This window comes from Planktothrix serta PCC 8927 (assembly GCF_900010725.2).
Lineage (GTDB): Bacteria > Cyanobacteriota > Cyanobacteriia > Cyanobacteriales > Microcoleaceae > Planktothrix > Planktothrix serta.
Genome location: NZ_LR734882.1, coordinates 109,988 through 122,139, shown reverse-complemented (window position 1 = coordinate 122,139; position 12,152 = coordinate 109,988). Strand labels below are relative to the sequence as shown.

The 12,152-nt window shown below is 38.0% G+C and carries 9 protein-coding genes; 4 read left to right on the top strand and 5 right to left on the bottom strand.

Annotated elements, in window-relative coordinates; all coding sequences use genetic code 11:
* Positions 1 to 46: 46 nt before the first annotated feature.
* The 5 genes from PL8927_RS23920 to PL8927_RS23900 all read right to left on the bottom strand — a co-directional run bounded on the left by PL8927_RS23920 (position 47) and on the right by PL8927_RS23900 (position 2,382).
* On the bottom strand, positions 47 to 319 hold the full coding sequence (locus tag PL8927_RS23920; protein ID WP_231506131.1) for a type II toxin-antitoxin system VapC family toxin: 273 nt from the start codon (positions 317 to 319) through the stop codon (positions 47 to 49).
* 11 nt (positions 320 to 330) lie between these two features.
* Entirely contained in the window at positions 331 to 951 is a 621-nt protein-coding gene (locus PL8927_RS23915) for a globin family protein (protein WP_083625958.1), read from the bottom strand.
* 243 nt (positions 952 to 1,194) lie between these two features.
* Complete coding sequence (locus PL8927_RS23910; protein WP_083625957.1) at positions 1,195 to 1,410, bottom strand: hypothetical protein; 216 nt, start codon at positions 1,408 to 1,410, stop codon at positions 1,195 to 1,197.
* Between the two features lie 139 nt (positions 1,411 to 1,549).
* The gene (locus PL8927_RS23905; protein ID WP_083625956.1) at positions 1,550 to 2,002 is read right to left on the bottom strand and encodes a helix-turn-helix domain-containing protein; all 453 of its coding nucleotides are present in this window, start codon (positions 2,000 to 2,002) and stop codon (positions 1,550 to 1,552) included.
* Positions 2,002 to 2,382, bottom strand: coding sequence for a type II toxin-antitoxin system RelE/ParE family toxin (locus PL8927_RS23900; protein ID WP_083625955.1), 381 nt, complete (start codon positions 2,380 to 2,382; stop codon positions 2,002 to 2,004). The genes PL8927_RS23905 and PL8927_RS23900 overlap by 1 nt, the downstream gene beginning before the upstream one ends.
* Positions 2,383 to 2,538: 156 nt before the next feature.
* Between PL8927_RS23900 and uvrA the strand changes: the two genes are divergently transcribed.
* The 4 genes from uvrA (at position 2,539) to smc (ending at position 12,126) form a co-directional block, all read left to right on the top strand.
* Complete coding sequence (uvrA, locus tag PL8927_RS23895) at positions 2,539 to 5,562, top strand: excinuclease ABC subunit UvrA (protein ID WP_156093311.1); 3,024 nt, start codon at positions 2,539 to 2,541, stop codon at positions 5,560 to 5,562.
* Positions 5,563 to 5,677: 115 nt separating this feature from the next.
* Positions 5,678 to 7,030 (top strand): AAA family ATPase, encoded by a 1,353-nt coding sequence (locus PL8927_RS23890; RefSeq protein ID WP_231506130.1) that lies wholly within the window; start codon positions 5,678 to 5,680, stop codon positions 7,028 to 7,030.
* Positions 7,014 to 7,724 (top strand): RloB family protein, encoded by a 711-nt coding sequence (locus PL8927_RS23885; RefSeq protein ID WP_083625953.1) that lies wholly within the window; start codon positions 7,014 to 7,016, stop codon positions 7,722 to 7,724. The genes PL8927_RS23890 and PL8927_RS23885 overlap by 17 nt, the downstream gene beginning before the upstream one ends.
* A gap of 739 nt (positions 7,725 to 8,463) precedes the next feature.
* The gene (gene smc / locus PL8927_RS23880; RefSeq protein WP_083625952.1) at positions 8,464 to 12,126 is read left to right on the top strand and encodes a chromosome segregation protein SMC; all 3,663 of its coding nucleotides are present in this window, start codon (positions 8,464 to 8,466) and stop codon (positions 12,124 to 12,126) included.
* The last annotated feature ends 26 nt before the right edge of the window (positions 12,127 to 12,152 follow it).

Genomic DNA, 12,152 nt, shown 5'->3' with positions numbered 1-12,152 from the left:
ACCTCTTTTTACAATTTTCTTTCTATAATACCCTCTAAAGGTTATCTTATTCTCTAAGCAAAGCATTAAACCCTTCTTGCAGGAAATGTTTATCATAAGTCAAAATATCTTGAATTCCTTTTTGACGCATAATCAACATTGAAGCACAGTCTGTTAAGCTGTAACCTTTATCCAATCTTTGACTATAAAATTTAACAGCGCTTTTAAACAATTCGCTGGTAACAGGAACAAACACACCCAGCCTTTCTGTTACTTCTATAGCACGTTGATGTAAATCATCACCTGGGTTAGCTAAAGCTTGTAAATATGAAGTATCCAAGAAAATAAACTTCATGAATCTTTAGCAACCCCATACAAATAATGTTCAAAGTTTTTAGAAAAATCTTTGGGTAATTTTTCCCATTCTGCTTGAGAAACAGTTGTACCAATTTCTATAATTTTTTTCCAGAAAGGAACCTGATCATTCTCATCTTCTAAATTCTTGCTTTTGTCTTTTTCAATAATCTTTTGTATAGCATAGTCTATATACTCTAAAATCTCTTGTTTTGCATTTTCTTTAAGAAAAATATTATTTTTAATTACATTGAGAGACTCAATTAAGCAGTTAGGAGATAAAGATAACGTATCAAGGATATTGGGTTTTAAGGCTTCATCTAATGCTGTTTTATCACTGAGGACTAACGAGTCTCTAATTAAATGTAAATAAAAACTGATATCACCCGTTATTTTTTCCTCCCTCTGGGAAGTTAAAAATAGATCGGGATGGCTTTGCTTCAAAGATTGAATTGTATTTTGAATGATTAGTTTTTCATAATCTCCTAAATACTTAGCGGCTTCCAAGACAGTTTCATTTGATTGTAACCATTCCATAAACTGCTGAAGTTCAGAACTTGTTAGAAAAGGCTTTTCAGACTTTACAGATAAGATTGTACTATCAATATTGATTTCCATGTTTTTAACCTGTATTTTATGACTTTAATTTTTACTATCTCATACTATAGTAACAGTCCCTTTTTAAATCCACAACTCCCAGATGCTAATAGTAACGCTAAGATAACAGCGATCGCCTCCTAAAACTTCCCTCCTCCCCTCGTTTCTAGGTTTTACCTAGAAATGATATTAGGGTGGCTCTGCCACCTGAAATAAGAGGCGGAGCCTCTGATAAAATATTAGTGTCTAGTAAATACTTAAGAGTCATAAATCAACCTCTCTCCCAGGTGATTTGTCGCGTAAATTCTCAAAAATATTATCATCAATACTTTCTAAATCTACCCTTTGTCTAAAATCTTGTAACGCTGACCAAAAATCATTAACCTCTGTAATTTCTATTAAAATTTCTTGATTATCTGGAAAATCAACTTCCTCTAACAACTCAATAATTTTGCCTCTTTTAATCCCTTTAACGAACATAACCAAAATCTCCTGATTAAATAATAATAATTGATCATTTTTCCATCTTCTAACCTTTAGCTTCTAAACACTTTCTTTTCCCTTCATTCATCCATAATAAGATTTTTTCACCTAAATAATTAGGCTGATTTAATTCAACTCAACCTACAGGTAATTTTATTCTGTTTAGGGGCATTTTATTTATATCTTGATGATTGTTTTCTAATTCTTCAGAAACATCTAATACTGTTGATAGTGATGCTTCAAATTCTTCTGGTGTCATTCTCAACAACGCTGGAATAACTGCTACTTTTTTACCCTTGAGTAAAATCGTGACCTCGAAATCTGCACCCAACGCATCTAAATAAGCTAACACAGACTCAAAAGCATGATCATTATTGGCACTTTCTAATTTAGAAACCCAACTTTGAGTAACTCCCATTTTTTCTGCTAATTCCCCTTGAGTTAACCCTAAGTTTTTCCGTAAATTTCGCATGACTTGAGTTAACGTTAATCTAAATAATTCCTGTCTTTCTATGAGTTGCATTTCTGGGGTATCAGGAATAATTTGCTCAAGGAAAGCGAGAACATCTTGAATATTTGTTTCTGTCATTAATTTTCCTCCTGTTGTTGAATTATGCGATCGCGTCGTCTAACCGCAATACCAATTTCCGCTTTAGGTGTTTTGCGACTTTTCTTTTTAAACCCATGTAATAGCACAAAACGCCTTCCAACAAAAGCACAAAGAAAAATTCGCGGATTATTTGGTGTATTATCTAATCGTAATTCATACAAATTTGTTTCCGTTACAATTTTATCTAAAATATCAGATCTTTCTCTTAATAATCTTAATCCATAACTCCTCAACAATTTTAGGCGAAGTTGTAATTGCTTCAGTTCCCCTGGTGTCAATGACGGATCTTTGATAAACTCCTGAACAGGTGCAGTTCCATCAGACTCAATGTAAAACTCGATTTGCCATTCTTCTGTCACGCCTTAGCATTAGTCCTCATTTATTCCAAATTTGTCATATTTTATGATAACACAATTTCACCAAATCTTCAATTATTGAACACAACCCAACATTCTCATCCTCAGTAAATCTACGATAACGCTAAGATAATTAAGGACTGTACCACTGGAAATGCAGTGAACTCAACATCACTTTCTGACCCCCTACCCTATCCCAACAACACCCCCAACAGTATTCGTATTCGGGGTGCGAAACAACATAATTTGAAAAATATTGATTTAGAATTACCGCGCGATCGCTTAATTGTATTTACAGGGGTTTCCGGTTCGGGTAAATCTTCCTTAGCCTTTGATACCATTTTCGCCGAAGGTCAGCGCCGCTATGTAGAATCACTGAGTGCTTATGCGCGACAATTTCTCGGACAACTGGATAAACCCGATGTCGATGCGATTGAAGGGTTGAGTCCTGCTATTTCCATTGACCAGAAATCAACCTCCCATAACCCCCGGTCTACGGTGGGGACGGTTACGGAGATTTATGATTATTTGCGGTTGCTGTTTGGTCGTGCGGGTCAACCCCATTGTCCGATTTGCGATCGCAATATTGCGCCCCAAACGATTGATGAAATGTGCGATCGGATCATGGAACTCCCAGACCGCACCAAATTTATGATTCTTGCTCCTGTTGTCCGAGGGAAAAAGGGGACTCACCGCAAATTATTGTCCAGTTTAGCCTCCCAAGGATTTGTTCGCGTCAGGGTCAATTCCGAGGTTTTTGAACTGTCAGAAAATATCGAGTTAGATAAAAATTATACTCATACGATTGAAATCGTGATTGACCGCTTAATTAAAAAGCCAGGGATGGAGGAACGTCTAGCCGATTCTTTGGGGACTTGTTTAAAGCAATCTAGTGGAATTGCGGTAATAGAGGTATTAGATGATACATCTGATAAGGTATCCGCGTCGCGGTCTAATAATAAGTATATATCAACTGACCCAAAAATTGCAAGATCTGGAGATAAAAATGTTGCAGAAAATAGCGATACTTCTTACGAAGTAGAAACCGAAAATTTAGAAGCTTCATCTATTTCATCACAACTGGTTTTTTCTGAGAATTTCGCCTGTCCTGAACATGGGGCGGTGATGGAAGAACTTTCACCTCGGTTATTTTCTTTTAATTCTCCCTTTGGTGCTTGTTCCCGTTGTCATGGTTTAGGACATCTGAAAACCTTTTCCCCTGAATTAGTCATTCCTGATTTAACTCAACCCGTTTATACCGCCATTACTCCTTGGTCAGAAAAAGATAATACTTATTATCTTTCTTTGCTCCATAGTGTCAGTCAAGCCTTTGGATTTGAGATTACTACTCCTTGGAATCATCTGACTCCAGAACAACAAAAAATCCTCCTCTATGGTTCAGAAGAACCGATTTTAATTGAAACGGATTCTCGCTATCGAGAAAACAAAGGATATTATCGACCCTACATAGGAGTTATTCCCTTATTACAACGTCAATATGAGGAGACTGCTTCAGAATTACAAAAGCAGAAATTAGAACAATATTTAATTGATCAACCTTGCGAAGATTGTCAGGGAAAACGGTTAAAATCAGAAGCTTTAGCGGTGCGCGTCGGACAATATCAAATTAATCAATTAACAGAAGTTTCCATTCGGGATTGTTTAGATCGAATTAATCAGTTAAACCTGACCGAACGCCAAGCAAAAATTGCTGAATTAGTCTTGCGCGAAATTAAAGCTCGATTACAATTTTTACTGGATGTGGGATTAGATTATTTAACCTTAGCCAGAACTGCATCAACATTATCAGGAGGAGAAGCTCAACGCATTCGGTTAGCCACTCAAATTGGAGCCGGGTTAACGGGGGTTTTGTATGTGTTAGATGAACCGAGTATTGGGTTACATCAACGGGATAATCATAAACTCTTAAATACCTTAATTAAATTACGAGATTTAGGTAATACCTTAATTGTGGTTGAACATGATGAAGAAACCATTCGGGCGGCGGATCATTTAGTTGATATTGGGCCGGGGGCGGGAGTGCATGGGGGTGAAATTGTTGCTCAAGGAAATATCGACGTTTTGTTAAAATCAGAAACTTCATTAACGGGTGCTTATTTATCAGGACGCCTAAAAATTGCTACCCCCGCAAACCGAAGAACAGGTAATGGAAAAAGCATTAAATTAAGTAACGCCACTCGCAATAACTTAAATCATATTACCGTTGAAATTCCATTAGGAAAACTCGTGAGTATTACGGGAGTTTCCGGTTCAGGAAAATCAACCTTAATGAATGAATTACTTTATCCCGCTTTACAACATCATTTTACCCGAAAAGTTCCCTTTCCCAAGGATTTAAAAACAGTAGAAGGGTTAGACGCATTGGATAAAGTAATTGTGATTGATCAATCTCCTATTGGTCGGACTCCGAGATCTAACCCTGCAACTTATACCGGAGTTTTTGATATTATTCGAGAGGTTTTTACAGCAACTATTGAAGCTAAAGCCAGAGGTTATAAAGCCGGACAATTTTCTTTTAATGTTAAAGGCGGACGCTGTGAAGCTTGTGGCGGACAGGGGGTTAATATTATTGAAATGAATTTTTTACCGGATGTTTATGTACAATGCGAAGTCTGTAAAGGAGCGAGATATAATCGGGAAACGTTACAGGCGAAATATAAAGGATATTCCATTGCAGATGTGTTAAATATGCCTGTAGAAACCGCTTTAGAAGTGTTTGAAAATATTCCCAGGGCGGCGAGTCGATTACAAACTTTAGTGGATGTGGGTTTAGGTTATATTCAGTTAGGACAACCTGCGCCAACGTTATCGGGAGGAGAAGCACAACGGGTAAAATTAGCGTCAGAATTATCCAAACGCGCAACGGGAAAAACGTTATATTTAATTGATGAACCGACAACGGGTTTATCCTTTTATGATGTGCATCAACTGTTAAATGTGTTACAACGGTTAGTAGATAAAGGGAATTCTATTTTAGTAATTGAACATAATTTAGATGTGATTCGTTGTGCAGATTGGGTAATTGATTTAGGGCCAGAGGGAGGAGATAAAGGCGGAGAATTAATTGCGGAAGGAACACCGGAAGATATTGCTAAAAACAATAAATCTTACACGGGAATATATTTAAAGGGGGTTCTGGGGCTGCCAGTGGAAGCAAAATAATGCCTTACTGATGGTGTCGGTGGCACAGTTATAGTACATTGACAAAATTATCCTAGTTAGCTATCTTAGAGTTGGCGAACTGTGATGATTTTGCAAAAATAAGCTCAAAAATGCAATGTTGATAGAATTTAGAGTCGCTAACTACATATCAATTGGAGAAGAACAAGTGTTAAGCTTGGTTCCTGCCCCAAAGCAAAAGGAGCATTCTGAAAATATCATTCAAAGGGGAAAGCATCAGGCTTTAAACGCTGTGGCTATATATGGTGCTAACGCTAGTGGAAAATCCAACCTGTTGAAAGCAATGGGTATACTGGGAAAATTAATTAATTTTTCTGCACGTTTCTCTTCGACAACAAAGTTACCCTACGACCCTTTTTTACTGAGAGAAGATTGGATTAATAAACCTACATTTTTTGAAATTGTTTTTTTAATTGCAGAAGATAGATACAGATATGGGGTGGAGTTTAACCAAAATCAAATAGTCTCAGAATGGTTATTTAGAAAATCTATAGGAAGAGAAGTTAACTTATTTCAAAGAAGCCAAGATATCATTGATGTTTCTTCGGATTTAAAAGCTTCTTCAACGATTATTGATGCCGCAATAGAAGCAACAAAAGACAACGGATTATTTTTATCAACTTGCGATATGTTAAATATTGAAGAAGCAAAAAATATTATTCATTGGTTCGATAAATATACAATCATAGATGGATTAAATACAGATCATGAGGCAATCAAAACTATTAGTCTCTGGGAAAATCAAGAATATCGTCAAAAAATTAAGGAATATTTTACTAGCCTAAATTTGGGAATTATTGATTTAGAGGTTCAAGGCCAAGATTTTGATCCATTAGAATTGTCAGAAAAAATACCAGATGAATTTAAGAACTTTTTGATTAACGAACTCACCGGAGCGAAAAAATATACTGTCTATTCAACACATCGTATTTATGACAGTCAATACCAAGAAACTCAAAAATCAATAGCTTGGGAATTGAATAAACATGAATCCCCAGGAACTCAAAAAATATTTAATTTAAGCGGCCCTATACTATGGACTTTGATGAATGGGGGCTTATTAATCATTGATGAAATTGAAGGGAAATTGCATCCGATCATGACACTTCATACTATCAGTATGTTTTTAAATAAGAAGACTAACCCTAATCAGGCTCAATTAATTTTTGCTACCCATGATACTAATTTATTATCCTATGCCAAATTTAGAAGAGATCAGATATATTTTACTGAAAAAAATCATTGGGAATCAACAGAATTTTATTCTTTATCGGATTTTATCTATAGGGGTAAAAATAATACAATATCAGAAAAAGAAAGACCGGATAGAGATAAAGAAAAAAGATATTTTGAAGGTAGATATGGCGCAATACCAGTTTTACCCAAGCCTGATCAAGATTCATGCAATTCTAATTCAGTTTCATTAAAAAGCAATGGCAAGAAAAGGTAAGTTAGGACAAAAGGCAACTAAAGAAATAATTGAACGTCCAAAAAACGTCAAGCGTTATGAATACTTTTTTTTAATTGTTTGTGAAGATGGAAAAACTGAGCCAGAATATTTTAAACAATTTGTCGATCTGTTTCCTGATCGCACATTGTATGTAAGACCAGTAGGCACAGGTTTATCACCGTTAGGTGTTGTCGAACGAGCAATTATTGAAAAAGCTAAATTACAAAAAGAATCTAAGAGAGAATTTGGCAGAGATGATGCTGTTTGGGTTGTTTTTGATAAAGATGATGCTGATCTAAATGATACTAAAAGACGGAATTTTAATGAAGCATTTAAAATAGCAAAACAAAATAAATTTGAAATTGCATATAGCAATGAAGCTTTTGAGCTTTGGTTTTTACTACACCTAGAGGAAGTTCCTTCTCATCCTCCTATTCCTAGATCGGATATTTACACTCGTCTAGGAGAACTTATAAGGCAAAATCCCAATGAGTCTAATTTCGTATACGATCATGGTAATATAGAAATAGTCGAAAAAATCAACCAATTTGGTAACGAATTAAACGCAATTGAACGGGCTGAAATTCTTTTACAGGCCCAAAAGGGAGTTGCACCAATACAAGCTAATCCCAGTACAAAAGTTCATTTACTTGTCAAAGAGCTAAGAGACTGGGCAAAATTTTATTCTGACTAGCCCCGGTTTCTGGGAGTTTCTAAATCTTAGAAACCGGGTTTCTCCTTGAGATTAATTGCTACAAATCCAGATAACTTCAGAAACCGGGTTTCTGGGAAGTTGTACTGAGAGCCTATCCTAAAAACATTGCGATCGCTCACATCCCTAAAATTCTTCACCGAACGGAACCAAACAAGGTAAAGTGTATCATAGCGTAACCTAAACAGAGGGTAAATACCACAATCAAGGAAGTCAGGCAAGTATAAATAATCAGTAGCAGAACTCGTTCATATAGTGGCATAGTTGGGCGGTAGGATGAAACAGATGATAAGTGGGAGGTGGGATGTCAAGACTTTTACAGAACCCGCCCCTACAGTTTTATTCATTATTAACACCTTTTGAGATTAATTACTAGAAATCAATAACACTCTTACTGCTAAATCTTAGAAACCGGGTTTCTCTTTGAGATTAATTGCTAGAAATCAAGATAACTTCAGAAACCCGGTTTCTGGAAAGTTTTGTTGAGAGCGCATCCTAAAAAATTCATCATTAAATAAGAAGATTAACGATTAATATTAAACTTACAAATAGTCATTTCTCAGACAAACCCCTCCCGACAAAGCTCTGATCCTGTGCTACTGTAGTTGAAAAACCCCCAATCCTTGCTTGATCAACGCTAAACTGTTAATATTGTTGATTCTTCAGACAACTATGCAGTGTGAGTCTCCCCACTCACATTACCCGTCCTAAATTCGTCCCAATGGTTCATATCAAGCGTGTCGAACTCACTAACTTTAAATCTTTTGGTGGTACAACCGCAGTGCCATTACTACCTGGGTTTACAGTCGTTTCCGGCCCCAACGGTTCCGGCAAATCCAATATTCTCGATGCGTTATTATTTGCATTAGGGTTATCCTCTTCTAAAGGAATGCGGGCGGAACGTTTACCCGATCTGGTGAATAATGCCCAAAGCCGCAAGGGAACGGTTGAAACCCTTGTTACCGTTACCTTTGACCTCTCTGACTATGAGGGTGAACCCTTGGAGAGTGATAGCGAAGAAACTGATAATAGTTTATCCCCAGAAACTGAAACCGAAACATCTGTAGAGACGTTGCATGCAACGTCTCTACAAGGGGATGAAACGTTCCAACAGATACCGAATTATGAACCCCCCTTAGAATGGACGGTTGCGCGGAAATTAAGGGTGACTAAACAGGGAACTTATACCTCGACTTATTATATTAATGGTGAAGCTTGTACCCAAACACAACTCCATGAACAGTTGAATAAATTGCGAATTTATCCTGAAGGATATAACGTCGTTTTACAAGGGGATGTTACGGGTATTATTACGATGAAACCCCGTGAACGTCGAGAAATTATTGATGAGTTGGCGGGAGTTGCTTCTTTTGATCGAAAAATTACCTTAGCCAAGGAAAAATTAGATGCGGTTAAGGATAGGGAAGAACGCAGTCGTATTGTAGAACAAGAATTAATTGCCCAACGCGATCGCTTAGATAAGGATCGCGCAAAAGCCGAAAAATATCAACAACTGCGAGAAGAATTTCAACAAAAAAGTCAATGGGAAACCGTTCTTAATTATCAAACTTTACAACAACAACAAGGACGACTGCGAGAACAAATTGAAGCGGATGATCGCACGTTAACCGAACTCAATGAACAGCGTCAACACCAAGATCAAAAAATTCACACCACATCGGTACAACTGGAAGCACTCAACGCTCATGTTAAGGCGATGGGGGAGGAAGAACTGATCGCCCTTCAGTCGAGTTTAGCCACCGAAGAAGCACAACAGCGTCAACTGCAAACCCGGTCTGCGGAACTAGAAACCGCCCTGCAACAAACCGTAACTCAAATTCACCAAACAGAACAGGAACTGCGTCAACAATATCAAACTTTGGATGGTCTGGCTATTGAAAAAGACCAGGAAACCCTGAATTTGGGCCAACGGCAACGGGAACGGGATACCCTACAAACAACGGTAGAACGGGGTCGGGAGGCGACTTCTGAGGTCGCACAACAGGCGGAAAGCTGGATGCTGCAACAAACGGAACTCCACCGACAAATTGAGACGTTGCAAAAAACCCTTGACCCCCACCGTACCGAACAAGCACGACTGCGGGAACGGGTTGAACAGTTGCAGCGCCAACTTTCCGAGCAGCAACAGTCTATTACCACCTTGGCTGAGGAGTTATCGCAAAAAACCATAGGGTTACAAAGTGCTACCACTCAACGAGATGCGACGTCTCAACAGGTGACAACCTTAACTCAGCAGGTGACGGAGGCGGAAACTAACTTACAAGTTCAGCAGGAAACCCAAACTCGTCTGTTACAGGAACAACGGGAACGTCAGCGCAAATTGGATAAATTAGAGGCGCAACACCAAGCCCAACAGGAAGCAACGGGAAGTTATGCCACTAAAATTATCGCTCAGTCGGGAATTTCGGGGCTCTGTGGGTTAGTGTGTCAGTTGGGACAGGTTGAACCCCAATATCAGTTAGCGTTGGAAACGGCGGCGGGTGCGCGGTTGGGTCATATTGTGGTCGAGGATGATAGTGTGGCAGCGGCGGCTATTGAATTTTTGAAGCGTCAACAAGCAGGACGAGCGACGTTTTTACCGTTAAATAAAATTCAGGGAAATCGTTCAAATCTTCCTAATTTAGCGACGATGAGAAATTTGCCAGGGTTAATTGATTTAGCCGTAAATTTAATCGAATATGAACCTAGATATAAAGATATTTTTGCTTATGTTTTTGGCAATACTTTGGTTTTTAATAATCTCAGTAATGCTCGAAAAGTATTAGGACAATATCGAATTGTTACTTTAGAAGGAGAATTATTAGAAACAACGGGAGCCATGACGGGGGGAAGTGTTTCCTCTCGATCTAGTTTACATTTTGGCACGGATCAAGGGTCAGCCGAAGCGAGAAATATTGCGGCATTGAAGGAACGGTTAGAGGAAATTGAACGAATTTTAGAACGCTGTAACCGTAGTATTGAAGAAGCGAGTCAAACGGTGAAATTGCGATCGCAACAACTGAATGAAGTCAGACAAACCTTGCGAGATCATCAACAACAAGTTTCCCTGTTAGAGTCGGAAATGAGAACGTTAAATCATCAGCAGGAACAATTGCGATCGCAATTAGAAAAAAATACCCAAGAATTCAATACCGCCCAAATTCGCTTAAAGAATTTAGAGGCAGAAATTCCTAATTTAGAAACAAAGTTACAACAAGATCGGGAAGTATTAGCGCAATTAGAAGCCACCCATAGTCATAGTGAATGGCAACAACTCCAAGGGGTATTAAGAACCCAAGAAACCGAGTTACAACAAAAGGAAAATGCCCTGAGAACTGTACAACAACGGTTAATTGAAATTGAGAATCAACAAACTCGTTTACAGGATAAAATTCAAGAGGGAAATCAGAAATTAGAAGCCATTCGTCAAGAACAGAAATCTTTAACACAAAAGTTAGAAACTGTCAAGACACAATCAGCAGAAATTCATCAAAAAATTCAACAAACCCGTGTAAAAGTTTCCCAAGTAGAAGCTAAATTAGGAGAGGAGAAAAAACAACGGGATCAAGTTGAAACTCAGTTAGGAGAATTGCGGTTAGCCAAACAACAATTAGACTGGCAAATTGAGAAATTACAAGAAACTCAACTCGGAAGACGGGAACAATTAGCGATTAAATTAGAACAAATTGCAGCTATTCGGACTGAACTGCCTGAACCGTTACCTAATATTCCTCATAATTTAGATTTAGCAGCGTTACAACGGGATTTGCGATCGCTCCAAAAACGCATGGAAGCCTTAGAACCTGTGAATATGTTAGCGTTAGAAGAATTTGAACGCACCCAAACTCGGTTAGAAGAATTAACCCAAAAATTAACTACCTTAGAAGGGGAAAGAACCGAATTATTATTGAGAATTGAGAACTTTACCACCTTACGCCGTCGCGCTTTTCAAGAAGCCTTTGATGCGGTTAATGAGAATTTCCAAACTATTTTTGCTCAACTGTCTGAAGGAGATGGTTATTTAGAAATTGATAACCCAGAAGATCCCTTTACAAGTGGTTTAAATTTAATTGCTCACCCCAAAGGAAAACCCGTGCAACGGTTAACCTCGATGTCGGGGGGTGAAAAATCCTTAACGGCTTTAAGCTTTATTTTTGCCCTCCAAAAATATCGTCCTTCACCCTTTTATGCTTTCGATGAAGTTGATATGTTTTTAGATGGTTCAAACGTGGAAAGATTGGCTAGAATGATTAAAAGTCAAACCGAACAAGCGCAATTTATTGTTGTTAGTTTACGCCGTCCGATGATGGAAGCTTCCCAACGCACTATCGGCGTCACCCAAGCCAGAGGTGCTTACACCCAAGTCTTGGGTATTAAGCTTTAAAACTTTTGCTCAAAGCAATTTGATTT

Excerpts from the sequence above, each read along its gene's own strand:
- PL8927_RS23885 (WP_083625953.1), top strand. The coding sequence starts at position 7,014 with ATGGCAAGAAAAGGTAAGTTAGGACAAAAGGCAACTAAAGAAATAATT.
- smc (WP_083625952.1), top strand. The coding sequence starts at position 8,464 with ATGGTTCATATCAAGCGTGTCGAACTCACTAACTTTAAATCTTTTGGT.
- PL8927_RS23905 (WP_083625956.1), bottom strand. The coding sequence starts at position 2,002 with ATGACAGAAACAAATATTCAAGATGTTCTCGCTTTCCTTGAGCAAATT.
- PL8927_RS23915 (WP_083625958.1), bottom strand. The coding sequence starts at position 951 with ATGGAAATCAATATTGATAGTACAATCTTATCTGTAAAGTCTGAAAAG.
- PL8927_RS23910 (WP_083625957.1), bottom strand. The coding sequence starts at position 1,410 with ATGTTCGTTAAAGGGATTAAAAGAGGCAAAATTATTGAGTTGTTAGAG.
- PL8927_RS23890 (WP_231506130.1), top strand. The coding sequence starts at position 5,678 with ATGTTGATAGAATTTAGAGTCGCTAACTACATATCAATTGGAGAAGAA.